The 14,222-nt window shown below is 64.3% G+C and carries 13 protein-coding genes; 7 read left to right on the plus strand and 6 right to left on the minus strand.

Translation table 11 applies throughout. The features are described from left to right. The first annotated feature begins 297 nt into the window (after positions 1-297). Positions 298-1,284 (plus strand): acetaldehyde dehydrogenase (acetylating), encoded by a 987-nt coding sequence (locus PAN31117_RS12600; RefSeq protein ID WP_170836280.1) that lies wholly within the window; start codon positions 298-300, stop codon positions 1,282-1,284. A 34-nt stretch (positions 1,285-1,318) separates the two neighbouring features. After that, positions 1,319-2,338 carry a 4-hydroxy-2-oxovalerate aldolase gene (gene dmpG, locus PAN31117_RS12605; RefSeq protein WP_150577325.1) on the plus strand — a complete coding sequence of 340 codons (1,020 nt, stop codon included), beginning with the start codon at positions 1,319-1,321 and terminating at the stop codon, positions 2,336-2,338. An 81-nt stretch (positions 2,339-2,419) separates the two neighbouring features. On the opposite strand, the gene PAN31117_RS12610 is transcribed toward dmpG, so the two are convergent. Further along, on the minus strand, positions 2,420-3,214 hold the full coding sequence (locus PAN31117_RS12610) for an IclR family transcriptional regulator (RefSeq protein ID WP_150738483.1): 795 nt from the start codon (positions 3,212-3,214) through the stop codon (positions 2,420-2,422). Continuing rightward, on the minus strand, positions 3,214-4,200 hold the full coding sequence (locus tag PAN31117_RS12615; RefSeq protein WP_150738484.1) for a flagellar brake protein: 987 nt from the start codon (positions 4,198-4,200) through the stop codon (positions 3,214-3,216). Before PAN31117_RS12615 ends, PAN31117_RS12610 begins: the two co-directional genes overlap by 1 nt. 312 nt (positions 4,201-4,512) lie before the next feature. Here PAN31117_RS12615 and PAN31117_RS12620 point away from each other — a divergent pair, with 312 nt between their 5' ends. Beyond that, positions 4,513-6,117, plus strand: a complete 1,605-nt coding sequence (locus PAN31117_RS12620; protein ID WP_150738485.1) for a hypothetical protein — start codon at positions 4,513-4,515, stop codon at positions 6,115-6,117. A gap of 57 nt (positions 6,118-6,174) precedes the next feature. Here PAN31117_RS12620 and PAN31117_RS12625 read toward each other — a convergent pair whose 3' ends face one another. From PAN31117_RS12625 to PAN31117_RS12640, 4 genes are all read right to left on the minus strand, one after another. Then, positions 6,175-7,137, minus strand: a complete 963-nt coding sequence (locus PAN31117_RS12625; RefSeq protein WP_174990937.1) for a Csu type fimbrial protein — start codon at positions 7,135-7,137, stop codon at positions 6,175-6,177. Beyond that, on the minus strand, positions 7,134-9,440 hold the full coding sequence (locus PAN31117_RS12630; protein WP_174990938.1) for a fimbria/pilus outer membrane usher protein: 2,307 nt from the start codon (positions 9,438-9,440) through the stop codon (positions 7,134-7,136). The genes PAN31117_RS12625 and PAN31117_RS12630 overlap by 4 nt, the downstream gene beginning before the upstream one ends. A 127-nt stretch (positions 9,441-9,567) precedes the next feature. After that, positions 9,568-10,362 (minus strand): fimbrial biogenesis chaperone, encoded by a 795-nt coding sequence (locus tag PAN31117_RS12635; RefSeq protein WP_150738488.1) that lies wholly within the window; start codon positions 10,360-10,362, stop codon positions 9,568-9,570. Positions 10,363-10,375: 13 nt separating this feature from the next. Then, positions 10,376-10,903 (minus strand): Csu type fimbrial protein, encoded by a 528-nt coding sequence (locus tag PAN31117_RS12640; protein WP_150738489.1) that lies wholly within the window; start codon positions 10,901-10,903, stop codon positions 10,376-10,378. Positions 10,904-11,269: 366 nt separating this feature from the next. Here PAN31117_RS12640 and PAN31117_RS12645 point away from each other — a divergent pair, with 366 nt between their 5' ends. From PAN31117_RS12645 to PAN31117_RS12660, 4 genes are all read left to right on the plus strand, one after another. Further along, entirely contained in the window at positions 11,270-11,971 is a 702-nt protein-coding gene (locus tag PAN31117_RS12645; RefSeq protein ID WP_150738490.1) for an energy transducer TonB, read from the plus strand. 2 nt (positions 11,972-11,973) lie between these two features. Next, on the plus strand, positions 11,974-12,549 hold the full coding sequence (locus tag PAN31117_RS12650; protein ID WP_150738491.1) for an RNA polymerase sigma factor: 576 nt from the start codon (positions 11,974-11,976) through the stop codon (positions 12,547-12,549). A gap of 198 nt (positions 12,550-12,747) precedes the next feature. Then, positions 12,748-13,755, plus strand: a complete 1,008-nt coding sequence (locus PAN31117_RS12655) for a FecR family protein (protein WP_150738492.1) — start codon at positions 12,748-12,750, stop codon at positions 13,753-13,755. A gap of 258 nt (positions 13,756-14,013) precedes the next feature. Further along, positions 14,014-14,222: hypothetical protein (locus PAN31117_RS12660; RefSeq protein ID WP_150738493.1), on the plus strand; the 209-nt coding region annotated here is incomplete at its 3' end.

Genomic DNA, 14,222 nt, shown 5'->3' on the forward strand with positions numbered 1-14,222 from the left:
TTTTCCCCTTCCGATCAAGTACTTGAGCGAGCTATCCGCGAGTTGTCCACTGGCTTGCAAACAGATTCTGTGGATAACGAAGTGCGCCTGAAACCCGCACCACGCCTCGTTTTGCAGCAAGTGGCACAACTTTCGCGCGCGGGAAATCTTCCCTGTCGGATCAGTCACTTGCGATGCTTTTCCGCAAGTTATCAACGGGCTTGTGAACAAAAAATGTGGATAAGCCACTGATTTTAAAAATCTCAAAATATGAGATCAATGTTTACATATTGACATTTAAGTTCGAGCGGAATTACGATGCGCCTCATACCGGTGGACGGACACGTTCAGGAGACGACAGTGACAGAACGACGCAAACAGAAAGTAGCGATCATTGGCTCGGGCAATATCGGCACCGACCTGATGATCAAGGTGATGCGCAACAGTGAGCATCTGGAAATGGGCGCGATGGTCGGTATCGACCCGGCCTCGGACGGCCTGGCGCGTGCTGAGCGCCTTGGCGTACCCGTGACCGCAGGCGGCATCGATGGGCTGCTGGCAATGCCTGGCTTCGAGGACATTCGCATCGCATTCGACGCGACGTCGGCGAAGGCGCACGCGCATCACAACGAGTTGTTGCAGGCGCGCGGCGTGCAGGTGATCGATCTGACACCGGCAGCGATTGGCCCGTACGTGATTCCGTCGATCAACCTCGACGCACATCTCGACGCCCGCAACATCAACATGGTGACGTGCGGTGGTCAGGCCACGATCCCGATGGTCGCGGCGATCTCGCAGGTTGCCAAGGTCCACTACGCGGAAATCGTTGCCTCGATCTCCAGCAAGTCGGCCGGGCCGGGCACGCGTGCCAACATCGACGAGTTCACGGAAACGACGTCCAAGGCGATTGAAGTGCTGGGCGGCGCGTCGCGCGGCAAGGCGATCATCGTGCTGAATCCGGCCGAGCCGCCGCTCATCATGCGCGACACGGTGTTCGTGCTGTCGGAGCCGGGCGATCAGGCTGCCATCGAAGCCAGCATTCAGGCGATGGTCGATAAGGTGCACGCCTACGTGCCGGGCTACCGTCTTAAACAAAAAGTGCAGTTCGAGCTGTTCGACGCGTCGCGTCCGCTCAACGTGCCGGGCCTGGGCAAGCTCACGGGTCTGAAGACCTCGGTATTCCTCGAAGTGGAAGGCGCTGCGCACTATCTGCCGGCCTACGCGGGCAACCTCGACATCATGACCAGTGCCGCGCTGGCCTGTGCCGATCGCATCGCCGCCACCCGCCTGGCGCTCGCGGCCTGAACGTCGTACGCGCTATCAGGAGACACACCTCATCATGACCCAGAAAAAGCTCTATATCTCCGACGTGACGCTGCGCGACGGCAGCCACGCGATTCGTCACCAGTACAGTATTGCCAACGTCAAGGCGATTGCCGCAGCGCTTGATAAAGCCAAGGTCGATTCCATCGAAGTGGCCCACGGCGACGGCCTCGCCGGGTCGAGCTTCAACTACGGCTTCGGCGCGCACACCGATCTCGAATGGATTGCTGCCGTGGCCGAGACCGTCACGCACGCTAAGGTCGCGACGCTGTTGTTGCCGGGCGTGGGCACCGTGCACGACCTGCGCGAAGCCTATGACGCCGGTGCGCGCGTGGTGCGTATCGCCACGCACTGCACGGAGGCGGACGTCTCCCGTCAGCATATTGCCTACGCGCGCGAGCTGGGCATGGACACTGTCGGCTTCCTGATGATGAGCCACATGACCACGCCGCAGCATCTGGCCGAGCAGGCCAAGCTGATGGAGTCTTATGGCGCGGAGTGCATCTACGTGGTGGACTCGGGCGGCGCGCTCGGCATGAACGACGTGCGCGATCGTTTCCGCGCATTCAAGGACGTGCTCAAGCCCGAAACGCTGACCGGCATGCACGCGCACCACAACCTGAGCCTCGGTGTGGCGAACTCCATCGTCGCTGTGGAAGAGGGTTGCGACCGTATCGACGCGAGTCTGGCGGGCATGGGGGCGGGGGCAGGCAATGCCCCGCTGGAAGTGTTTATCGCGGCGGCGTCGCGTCTGGGCTGGAACCACGGCTGCGATCTGTACACGCTGATGGATGCGGCCGACGACATCGTGCGTCCGTTACAGGACCGCGCAGTGCGCGTGGATCGCGAGACGCTGGCACTCGGTTACGCTGGCGTGTATTCGAGCTTCCTGCGTCATGCGGAAGCCGCAGCATCGCGTTATGACCTGAAGACCGTCGACATTCTGGTGGAACTGGGTCAGCGTCGTATGGTGGGCGGACAGGAGGACATGATCGTCGACGTCGCGCTGGACTTGATCAAGCGTCGCGCCGCGTAATTAGTTCGTGGCATCTCCGTGCCAATGCCGGCCCCTCGTCAGACGGGGCCGGTTTTTTTATGCCCGCGCATATCCTCGCGCTTATGCCCGCGTATTTCCCGACCAGCCCAACTGACGGCTGATCTGCGCCGCAGCGTTCTTCACGCTGGGCACGAGTTCCTGCATGCGCTCGCGGCTCATATATTTGGTCGTGCTCGACACGCTGATGGCCGCGACGATGCGCTGGCTCGCGTCGTAGACGGGGGCGGCGACACAACGGATCTGCGGCGTGTCGTCTTCGAGATCGAAGGCGTAGCCCAGACGTGCATAGTCGTGCATACGCGCGAGCCATGCCGCCGTATCGACCGGATGCGACGGCACCTTCGATTGATAGTGCTCAAGTTGTGCCTGCCACTCGGCCTCGTCCTGATCGAGCAACAACGCCTTACCGACACCCGTGACGCAAATCGGCTTGCGTCCGCCGATGCGCGAGCTGATTTCTACTGCGCGCTGGCCAGGCAGCTTGTCGAGGTACATGACTTCCCAGCCGTCGGCGACCGCGAGATGCACGGTGTCCTGCGTCTCGCTCGCGAGTCCTTCGAGCGTCGGACGCGCAACACGCGGCAGGTCGATCTGCCGATAGGCGAGAAAGCCCAGTTCGATGAGCTTGTTGCCGAGCCGATAACCGCGTCGCGGCTCGAAACGCAAATACCCCGCGTGCACCAGCGCCGACGCAATGCGATGCGTGGTCGACGGCGTGATGCCGGTGTGCGCCGAGAGCGCGGGCACGGTGTCGATGCCTGCGGCGACTGCTTCCACGATATCGAGACCGCGAAAGAGTGTCTGACTGGCGAGGGTGCGGGGGCGCTCGGCCTCCGGTGCCTTCGGCTTGGCCATCAGGCACCTCCGAGCGCCAGCAGGCGCTCGTACACGTAGCACTTGAGCGCCACGTAATGCGACGGTTCCAGCACCGGCAGTTCGATGCCGTGCAGATGACCGTCGTCGCCCTGTTGCACGCCGCGAATCGTGCCGGTCGCTTCGATGGGCATATCGATGTCACCCACACGCACGCGGAATGCCAGTTGCACGCTGTCGCCGGGCGCACCCAGCGGCGTGTCGGCGAGCAGCGAAACGCCTTCGGCGCTCACGTCCTGAAGCAGTGCCAGATGTCGGTCCTCGCCTGCGCTCACGGAAACGACCAGTTTGGTGGGCACGCGTTGCGAGCGGCGCAGCACCTTGCGACGGATTTGCGCCGGTGCCGACAACACCACGTAATCGAACGGCGTGCGCTCGACGCGCTCGACCGTGCAAACGAAGTGATAGATGTCTTCGCCGGAGAATGTCCACAGTTCGAGGCGCTCACTGGCTTGCAGCGTCGGCGGCGCGGCGCGGCCCGTGGGGGCCGTGACGAACAGCATCTGATTCGGCGCATGGCCAATCACACGCGTACGCACCCGCTGCGATCCGGCACCGGGCGGCAACTGAATTTGCAGCCAGTCGCCAGGGCGCAGATTGAGGTCGGCGAGCCCATACTGCGGCGACGCCGCACCGCTGGCCGTGGCCGCCTGGTCAGTGGGTACTTGCGTCGCCGGTACCGCATGGGTGGGCGCGACGGCCGCCGCGTCGTCTTCCCCGAGCGTGGCCACGCGATGCGGCGCGAACGACGAGAACAGCCAGTCGCGGCCCGCTTGCGTCGGCACGATATCGCCTTCGGCCAGCAGCGGCTCGCCGTTGCGGTCGACGATGGCCCAGGGAAGGGCTTCGCCCAGCGGGATCTCGTCGGGGGTCAGCGCAACAAGCGGGAGCCCCTGCGCCACGGAAGTGGGCGAGGCGGGCACCGAAGTCGAAGCGACGGACGGTTGAGCAGGTGTGTTGTTAGACATATCGATTCAGCGAAGTGGGCGCTCGCCGGAGTGCCCGGGACGACCGCAGACGTCAGTGTGGCGAAAGTCTACCGCGACGCATTGGCACTTGGCGAGAGGGGACACGATCGGCTTGTCCCGCCCAACATGCACAAACTGCGTAAGTGGGTGCTCGCTGGGGTGTCGATGGAGGGCATCGTACGACGCGTGACATCGTCGGTATTCCGGGGCTTTCCCGCGTATCCGCCCGACAGGACGCCGCGCGTTCGTTGTCGTCTGCCTATAGTCGGCGGTTTGCCGGGGTGACCGGCGACTTTCTGGCAGGGGGATGAAATGTGGCACCAGCAGTGTTCCGGGGCTAGCGGCCGGGGGGCGGATTGGGGACTGAGAGCGCGCACCGATGTAGTGATCGGGCCGCCGGGCACGCGCGAGGACGCGGCGTACCGTCGTGCCGAACGGGCCGACTTCGGAACGCGGCTTACGCAGGCGTCGAATGCGAACCGCAATGCCCGGCTCAATGCACAACTGGATGGACAAGTCGGCAGCCATGTCGTGTCGTGTCGCGTCGATGCGCAACTGTCGGGGGCATTTGCGCGCGCGTGGGCCGGACTCTGGCTGACGACCGGACCGTGTCAGCACTTCTATCGCAAGGAGTTCGAGCTGGCGCACGCACGTGACGCACGTCTCGCACAGAGCTCGCAGCAGGTGAACGAGATGTTGGCACCCACTCACGACGACATCTCCGGCGTAGCGGACGCGGGCATCGAACGTATCTGTGCCGACATTACCGCGTGGCTGGACACCGCCGCCGCGACCGGCCGCAGAGGATGGCACTTTCGCGTAGCACGCGACGCCATGTCGCTGGTCGGCAATCTGTCGTTGCTCGCCGTGATTGCGGCCTGCCTGTATCGAGACGGAAATGCAGAAGACGAGGCGTCGCAGCCCACCGCTCGCGGCATGACGACCGCCAACACGCCCTTCGGCGTGCCGTGGGCCGACTGGTCGCTTCTGACTTTCGAAGGGGTGAAGGGGGTACTCACTCAGTCGCTCGGCTCCCCGACCTTGATCCGTCATCACGCGGTGGACGAAATTCTCAAACGCATGGACGCCGGTTGTCGCTTGCTCGAAGCATGCGTGCTGCTACCGGAGAGGCGACAGACATCGTGGCGCGGCACGCTGAGCAACCTGACGCGTGCGCGCGACGTCGCAACACTCTTTACGTTCGCCAACTCGGCCGTACCTCCCGCGCGTCTCGGGCTGTGGATGCCATCGTGGTTCTCGGAGTCGTCATCCACGACCGACGAGTATCGCGGCATCCTGCGTGTGGCCGGGCTGATGCTTGACTCCTGCCGCGCGGTGACGAGTCTGCTCGGCACGTGGGCGCGTAACGAAGCGTTCTCGCTCGACGCCCGGACGCTTACGCAACGGTGGGAGGCGCTGTCCACACGATTGGCAGACGTCGCCGAGGAGGACATCGCAACAGTACAGCGCCGCGCCATGCGTGTCTCACAACTGGCCCGGTACTGCGACACGCCTTTGCTGGCGAAGATCGCGTCGCATGGCATCTTACGCGAGTGCTTACTCGCCTCGCCAAGAGACTTGGCGGCCAGCCAGATCTCGGTGGCGTGTGGCGAGTTAGACGTGCCGTGTCATGCGTCGTGTGTCGACGGCCTGAACTACCTAAGCCTGAGTCCCGCCGAGAATCCGTGGGGCCAACGCTGGACAGGCGACGGTTGGGAGAGCGGCGGTGCGACACCGGCACGCGCTGCGTATCGCTTGTTGCTGCAGTATCAGCATTGGAGCGCGGCGCTGCTGGAGCGGGTCGTGGGGGCGGCGTCGTGTCATGGCGACAGGGAGACGGCCGTCACGGAGCGGAGGTCCACCGCGTCGCCTCACGCTGGCGCGACACGCGTCGACATGGAGTCGACATGGCTCTGAGCATTTGAAGTGATGGCGGTGATGTCGATGCGCGCAATGCCTTCGGCGTCATCGCCTTCAGAACTGAATCGTTGCCGTGATGGAGTCCTTATAGGTGTCCGGCGCCGGGGTGGACGGTTGCGGCAGAATGCGGCCGTAGATCGTGATCGGTACCACGAGCCCCGTGCCGGTGCCGAGATAGGTCGATGTGCCGCCCGTGCCATCGCCCCACGCGGTGGCATAGCTCGAATTGGTATAGAGCTGATACGGAATCGTCGCGCCAAAGTTCTGGCCTTTCAGCGTACGCGCGCCCACTTGCCCGCTTACACCGCCGCTCAGGAGAATCTGATACGCGTCGTTGTTCGTGCATTGCACGGAAAGCGAGCCTTGTGCCGTCAGCGTATTGCTGAGCGTGGTCGACGGTCCGAACGTGAGGCCCGTCGCGTTGATCGTGCATCTGTTGATGACCGTTACGTTTACGGTAAACCCGTTCGTGGTGCCGTTCGAAAAGCCCGATGTGCCGCATGCGGGGGCGGCCAGCAAATAGAACTGATAGGACAGCGTGACGGTGCTTCCCGCGTACGTCGCGGAGTAGACGGTGTCGCCGTTGTTGGTACTCGGTACGGTGGTCTGGTTCGCTGCGATCTGGGTGTAAATGTCGATGTTCTTGCTATCCGTGCCGCCAAGAATCGAGTTGCTGAACGTGGTCGACAGGGAGGTGGCCGCCGTGGACCCCCACGGCGTAGCGTATCCGCTGTCGGTGTACATGTTGTACGCAATCGTGTTGCTGCCATTCGCCAGCGTGCGCGGCGACGTCCCCGAAAAGGCCACACAGATCTTCACGTTCGGCACCAGATTGATGGCCGCCCAGGTGCAGGTGACCTTGACCGTGCCGGTGGTCGTCACGGCGGTGCCCGTGATCGGACTGAAGGCGGGCAGGGCGATCGTCGGCGCTCCCAGCGAGCAGGTCTGCGCCTGAGCCGTGGGTGCGGCGAACAAGCCCATCACAAAAAGGATCGAGAGCAAGACGAAGCGTTTCATCGATCTCTCCCCGACGGTCTTGTTGAGGCGGGCTTGCCCTGCGGCGTGCAGACCAGCGGCCCGATACGCGCCATCGCGCCCTGCACGGCCGGATCGTAGGCAAACGTCACGACGCATGTGCCGTTGTCCTGCGAAATCACAAGCGAATTGTCGGGTTGCAAGGCGTCCACGAACGTTTGGCCGTCGTAGCCGACAATCGTTTGTGCACCTGTCTCCCGATGGGTGACGCGTGCACCGACTTGCAACGGTTCGCCGTCCGGCGTGACCAGCGTAATGAGCGCGGCGCGGTAGCGATGCACGGGGAACGCGACGAGCACCCCGGCCCCGGACTCAGGAATGACCGTGCGCGCGGCAGGCGAGATGCGCATGTCGGCGGGCAGGTCTGTCGGGTCGACGCTGAGACGGTTGATCTGATACCCGTTGAGATCGGGGATGACAAGATTGCCCATGCCGTTGGTGCGTCCGACCGGGAGTTGTTCACGCAGCACGGGCACGCTGGCGTCGTCGTCCGTCTTGACCAGCGCGAAGCTGTCGTAGATGCGTCGCGCCGGATAGAGGCCGCCATCCATAGCGACGACCGCCCCCGACAGTCCGAGACCGACACGTGTCTGCCCGTCGTACGTCTGCGCTTGTGCCGACGCCTGTCCGTAGCGCCCCAGATACTGCGCTTGCGCCTGACCGATGCGCACGCTGTCGTTCACGCCGCCCAGCACATTCCATCCCCATCCACCGCCATAGTCGGGCGTGCGCGTGGCCCCGGCGAGGGCCTGCGTCGAGCCTTGTTGTCGGGCCAGCGACATCGACCCGACGGTATTCGGGCCGAGGGTAAAACTGAGCATCGCGAACACACCGTAGCTGCGCCGATTCGCCAAATCCTGAAACGCACCGAGGTTGAGCGAGCCTAAGACCCGCACCGGCCAGGAAACGTTGGCGGACAGCACCCGCGACGTCGGGAAGTCGGGGCCACGCATGCCGATGTAGCTCAACGACAGCGTCCGGTTTTCCCAGAACGGCGTGGAGATGGTGACACGGTCCATGGCCGTCGGCACGCCCGAGCCGCCGAGCGTGGCGAGATCGCGGAAGTCGCCGATGGTGCGCTGAAACAGCGAATCGAACGAGAAGCCGCGTGACAGGTATTGGTAGCCCACGCCGATCTGCGCGCCGTTGCGCTTGCCGGTGGATCCGGACAGCGAACCGCTCACCACCCCATAGCCGGACATCGACACCAGCGCACCCACGCCCGCATTCATCAGTCCTGACGAGCCCTCTGCGTGATATTCGGTCGTCAGCCGGTCGGACACGCCGTAGCGGTACGCCGCCGAGGCGGCCAGGCGATGCTCATAGCCCCACGAACGGAAACCATAGTCGGTGCGTGGCACGCCCGCTTCGAACGAATAGCTCGACAGTCCCGCCGCCAGCATGCGGGTGTCGATATACAACGGCACGTTGAGGACGCTCTCACGCCCGAGCGCATCGCGTGTGACGACCGTTGCCTGGAGATTGCCGATCAGCCCCGGCGTTTCGCGAATCACGAACGGACCGGCGGGCACGCTGCCGCCAAAGCGCCGGATGCCGTCGAGATAGACGTCAACCGACGACGGGACCGCCGCCGATCCGCCGAGTGTGGGCACGGGGAACGTGACGAGGTCGGGCCGCAGGGCGAAGTTTTTGCGCCACTGTACGCCCGCCATGCGAATCGAGCGCGACCACGCCAGCGAGCCGGAGATCGTGTCGCCCAGTTGCAGACTCGTCATCTCCACAGGATTGTCGTGACGCCAGGACGTGTCGTAGCGCAGATAGGCCTGACTTACCGAGTACGTGTCGAACACGCCCGTCTGACTGAACACCCCGCCCGGATGAAAGTATCGGAACTCGGTCCAGCTGGAGGCGCGTGTAGTCCGGTCGCGCTCGATCAGCGCGTCGTAATTGAATACGAAGCCGCGCGACGTCATGGCGTTCGCCGCGCGCGGTGCGACACGGCCGATCTGGAACGGTACGCGCAGCGCATCGGGCACGTCGATGTCGATGCTCTGCCGCGCGGCGTCGTAGCGGTATTGCACGCCGCCGATTCTGTCGAGCGGGACTTGCGCGTCGCCGGAGACGCTGAGCTGGCTGACGTCGATGCCCAGCGACTGCAGGTCGTCGGCTGCGGCGCTGAAACGCCCGTCGCGCAGGATGAAGTGGGCGATGGCACCGGTCGCTGCACCGTTGACGGATACGTCGAGATAGTAATCCGCGGGCGTGGCTTCGGCGGCCGTTGCGTCCGGCACAGGCGCGAGCGCACCGGCGAACACGCTCGCCATCCTCGCCAACCATATGACCACCTGTCGTTGCCGAGGCGGGCGTATTTTTCGCGCGCCGCACGGGATAGGCGGCGCAACGGATAAGGCGAGAGCAGTGGTGAGGGCGTTCGCACGCAGACGCGCGAGCTCACCCGCCGCCATCGATATTGACGACGAAGCGCGTGGGCACCGTGTTGATCGCGGCGTCGAGGGCGAGCGGCGACACGGGCGGTTTGCCGACCGGCCACGACACCTTGAACGCACGCCGTTGCCCTGCGAGCGCATAGCCGAGCAGACCGCTGGTCAGCGGGTGCGACTTCCCGGCAGCGTCGACAAGACTGCTGGCCCCGATCTGTGCGCGCGTGCCGCCGTGGTTTTCGGCTTCGAGGTGCCACGCGCCGTCGATGGTCTTAAGCGTGAATCGCAGATCCGGCTTCGCGGGCACGGTCGGCGGCGCGACGAACACGGGAATCGAATAACGCATATGAATGGTGATGCCGCTCTGCACGGGTTGGCCGGGTTCGGGCAGTTCGTCGACGAGCAGGCGGAAACTTTGTTCGGTGGCCGGCGGCGTGTTAGCCACCCGCACGAGCCGGATGATCTGAGAACTACCGGGTTCAATGCGCAGGATCGGCGGGCTGGCTGCAATGGCGTCGGTCGGCGTGAGCTTGTCCTCGCCATCCGCCTGCGTCCACGTGTAGATCCGGACCTGTCCGTAGACGGTCGTGTCTCCCGGATTGCTCAACGTCATGCCGATGGCGTTCTGTTTCGCGGCGAATTCGGCATTGACGGGGGAAATCTGAAGCGTGGCGGCCGCGGCGAGCGGACTGCCGAGCGTCGTTGCAAGAACAAAGAGAAGAGGGGAGCGTAACGCAGTGTGGCGAACAAATCCTGCCGCGCCGGTCACGGCGCGTCGCTCCGCCCCGAGGCGGAAAACGGTCATCGTTGGCGCCCCGCTAGAAGTAAACGGTCGCGGTGATCGACGTCGAATACGTATCCGGCCGGGGAATCGCGCCAGCCGATGTCGGCACCTGGCCGTAGACGGTCACGGACTGCGCGGTGCCGTTACCGGTGCCGCTGACTGTATCGGTGCCCTGCGACGTGCCCCAGTTGGTGGTGTGCTGTGAGTCCTGAAAGAGCCCGAACCCGACCGTTGCCGTATTCCCGCTGGTGCCGCCCGCCAGCAAACGTGCGGTGATCGTCGAGCCAGTGGTGGTGCCCGCACTCAGACCGACGTTGTAGGGCGTGGTGTTCGTGCACGTCACCGACAGGGTCGTCGTCGCCGTGAGCGCTGTCGTCAGACTGGAGACCGTCCCGAAGTTCATCGGTGTGGACGTGATCGAACAACCGGCCTGAATGACCAGCGTGACAGTGAAGGTGCTGGTGGCGGTGCCGTTGCTGTAGACCGCAGCGACCGCAGGCAGCGGCGGAACAAGCAAGAGGCTTGCCAGGAGGACGGTAATGCGCGCAGCTGGTTTATTCATCGTCGGTTTCTCGAAAAAACGTCGGAAGGACCTAGCGGGATCAAGGCGATGCAACTGCCGTTGCCGCATACCACGTTGATACGTAAAGTACGTCGCACTACTTAAGACATAGTGTATATCGCGGGCTTGCCTTTGTGTCATGCGAGTGACGGGCGGCCACGGCTTAGCTCTTTTATTTCAAATGACCGTTTAATTTCGGATGAGCGGACAGCACGTGCTACCCACAGCACTGCTAACTGTCATGCGTCTGTCATGAGCGAACGGTAACTTTCAAGCCGGTCCAGGTTCTGTGCTCACCCGAGGGCGACGCGCGCCTACTCAGGCCCCGCACGTCCAGCCTTCCCAGCCAACGCCACTCTCGACGACATGACAGGCAGCTTCGCGCCGCTGCGCGCGTTCGCGCTTGCCGGCTTCGTGTTTTGCGGCGGCACGCTCGCCATCGCACAGCCTGCGCTACGCAGTGGCGACGCCTTTCTGTCCTTCGATATCCCTGCACAACCCCTGTCCGACGCCTTGCGCGAGTTCGCTCGCGTCACCCGGTTGCCCACGTTATATAGAAGCGAACTGGTCGACGGGCTGGAGTCGTCTCCCGTTCATGGGTTTCTGACGGCGCAAACGGCGCTCGCACAATTGCTGGAAAGCACGGGGCTCGTGGCGCAACGCATTGCCAGCGATACGGGACCGGCGTTCGTGTTGCGCGCAGCCGAGGGTGCAACTTCGGGTGCGGCCGAGCGCGGTGGGCTTGGCAACCTTGCCGGTTACCCGGCGTTCGTTCAGGCGCGCGTGATGTCGGCCCTGTGCGCGAGTGCCGACAGCGCGCCCGGCGAGTATCGGGCGCTGCTGCGCTTTAGTGTCAGGCCGGGCGGTGCGCTTGAAAACGTCGAGCTGTTGAGCAGCACGGGCGACGCACGGCGTGACCGTGCCATCCTCTCCAGCTTGGAGCGTGTCGTGCTGGACGTCGCACCGCCCGCCGACCTGCATCAACCGCTCACGCTGCTGATCGTGCCGGGCACGGCGCGCGCGACCGGCGCGACGACCCCATGCGTGACTGAGCGCGGGGAACGCTAGGCATGGCGCACGATTCCCAACCGGCCCTCTCCGAATATCTGATCCGCCACTACGGTGCGCTCAAGCGCCGGGTGACGCATCTGCTCGGCAGCAGCGATCTGGCCAGCGATGCCTTGCATGACGCATGGCTGCGGGTGAACGCCGAACCGGTACCGCCGTCGGACGACGCGAGCCATCCCGGGGAACCCGGTGAAGCCAGCGAAGCGGCCCATGCCTTGCCCGCGTCGGTGCGCAGCCCCGGTAGCTATCTGGTGCGCATGGCGATCAACATTGCGGTGGACGCGCTGCGTCGCAACAGCCGCGCCTTGCCACTCGACGAGGTGGACGCGCTCATCGAACTGGCCGACCCCGCACCCGGTCCGGCACAGACGGTGCAGGCGCGCATCGAGATGCAGACGATGATGCAGTGGTTGGAGCGCATGCCCGAGCGTCGACGTGAGATCTTCGTGCTCGTGCACTTTGAGAACCTGCTTCAGTCGGACGTCGCGCAACGACTGGGGTGTTCCAAACGTACCGTGGAGTATGAGCTCAAGCACGCGCACGACTACCTGGCGCGCAAACTGGAGCGCGACGCGTAATGGCTCAAGCGATAGCGCACGCAGCGGCTTACGTAATGCCGCGTAAGAATTCGATCTGCGAAAAGTTTGCGGATTTCGTGCTCGCCATCCGTCTACCTACTGGTGGACGTGGCAAAACCGCGTGCGGGCCTCGTCGGCGGGGCTTCGGCATGACGGTGAGTGCCCCGGCGCTGCGCACCATCGAATAACAAGACAGACATGACATCCATTCCTGACGACCACGCCAACACCCCGGACGAGCTGCATCGGCAAGCCTGGGTCTGGTTGCGCTTGCTCAAGTCGGACACCGTCAGGCAATGGGACGCCGAGCGATTCAGACATTGGCTCGACGCCAGTCCGGCGCACAAGGCGGCGTTCAATGCCGCCCGCGCGCAGTGGGACAGTTACACCCCCGCTGCGGCGGTGCTCGATCAGACGCTCGGGCGACGCACGCCGCCTGTGCGGGCCGCCGTTCGCACTGGCCGCCGCGCCTTTCTCGGGACGATGGTCGCGGGCGGCGCTGCGTTGGCGGTGGCTGCTATCGTTCATCCGCCCGCCGGGCTGTGGCCGTCGCCCGACCAATGGGGCGCGGACTACAGCACCGCGACCGGCGAACAGCGTGCCATCCGGTTGGCTGGCCTGGCCGGACAGGTCGACGTCACGCTCAACACGCAGACCCGTATTCGTACGGATGTGTCCGCCAGTGTGCCGGGCATCGAACTGCTGAGCGGGGAAGCGGCCGTGGATCTGCCCGGCGGCCGTGGGCGCGGTACGGGCACGGCGTTTGTGGTGGCGGCCGCAGGTGGCACGAGTTCGTCCACCTCGGGACGATTCGAGGTGCGGTATCTCGACGGTCGCGTGTGTGTGACTTGCCTGTCAGGTGCGGTGCGTGTCGATCATCCGATGGGGCAGCGCGTGCTGCACGCGGCGCAGCAGACGGCGTACGACCGCCACCAACTCGCCGGTGTGACGCTGGCCGACGCCGCCAACGTGTCCGCGTGGCGAAATGGCGAACTGGTGTTTCGTCAGACGCGTCTGGCGGTCGTGCTCGACGAGATCAACCGGTATCGTCCGGGCCGCATTCTGCTGATGAACGACAAGGTGCGCAACCAGCCCGTAAGCGGCAGCTTCTACATCGCATCACTCGATCGCGCTATCGCCCAGCTGCAATACAGCTTCGATCTGCACGCCCGCCAGTTGCCGGGTGGCTTGCTCGTTCTCACCTGATTCGGTTGTCTCCCTTGATGTGAAGCGCGCGTCGGCTGTGTAGCCGGTGCGCTTCGCATGCCTTCGAAAACGCACTGCCGAAGTGGTTTGCAAAAAATTTTGCGGACTCCATTCGCCGGGTTCGTCTTAGCTCGTCACGACGTTTCTGCGACGCCTTCACTCGGGTCGTAGTGCGCACAAATCTACGGGAAAAGCCGATTCGCACGCACGGGGAATGTCGCGTTGCGGGGGCGGCGCAGAATGAGGCGAGAGTTCCAGATGGTCACACGCGGACAGACGGGCAAGACGGTTCAGTCACGACATTCGACGCCAGGCGCACGACGTTTGCGCCTCTCGCCAATGACGCACGCCGTCGCACTGGTGCTCGCCACCGGCAGCTTCTGGAGTGAGGCCCACGCGCAACAGGCGTTCAGCAGTGCGTGGTTCGCCGCGCGCGGCGCTGCGCAGACCACGGCGGCGCAAACGGG

Origin of the sequence: Pandoraea anapnoica, assembly GCF_902459765.1 — a bacterium.
Classification (GTDB): Bacteria; Pseudomonadota; Gammaproteobacteria; order Burkholderiales; family Burkholderiaceae; genus Pandoraea; species Pandoraea anapnoica.

Coding starts and splice junctions, on each gene's coding strand:
- PAN31117_RS12655 (WP_150738492.1), top strand. CDS start 12,748: ATGACATCCATTCCTGACGACCACGCCAACACCCCGGACGAGCTGCAT.
- PAN31117_RS12640 (WP_150738489.1), bottom strand. CDS start 10,903: ATGAATAAACCAGCTGCGCGCATTACCGTCCTCCTGGCAAGCCTCTTG.
- PAN31117_RS12630 (WP_174990938.1), bottom strand. CDS start 9,440: ATGGCGAGCGTGTTCGCCGGTGCGCTCGCGCCTGTGCCGGACGCAACG.
- PAN31117_RS12620 (WP_150738485.1), top strand. CDS start 4,513: ATGTGGCACCAGCAGTGTTCCGGGGCTAGCGGCCGGGGGGCGGATTGG.
- dmpG (WP_150577325.1), top strand. CDS start 1,319: ATGACCCAGAAAAAGCTCTATATCTCCGACGTGACGCTGCGCGACGGC.
- PAN31117_RS12625 (WP_174990937.1), bottom strand. CDS start 7,137: ATGAAACGCTTCGTCTTGCTCTCGATCCTTTTTGTGATGGGCTTGTTC.
- PAN31117_RS12645 (WP_150738490.1), top strand. CDS start 11,270: ATGACAGGCAGCTTCGCGCCGCTGCGCGCGTTCGCGCTTGCCGGCTTC.
- PAN31117_RS12610 (WP_150738483.1), bottom strand. CDS start 3,214: ATGGCCAAGCCGAAGGCACCGGAGGCCGAGCGCCCCCGCACCCTCGCC.
- PAN31117_RS12600 (WP_170836280.1), top strand. CDS start 298: ATGCGCCTCATACCGGTGGACGGACACGTTCAGGAGACGACAGTGACA.
- PAN31117_RS12615 (WP_150738484.1), bottom strand. CDS start 4,200: ATGTCTAACAACACACCTGCTCAACCGTCCGTCGCTTCGACTTCGGTG.
- PAN31117_RS12635 (WP_150738488.1), bottom strand. CDS start 10,362: ATGACCGTTTTCCGCCTCGGGGCGGAGCGACGCGCCGTGACCGGCGCG.
- PAN31117_RS12650 (WP_150738491.1), top strand. CDS start 11,974: ATGGCGCACGATTCCCAACCGGCCCTCTCCGAATATCTGATCCGCCAC.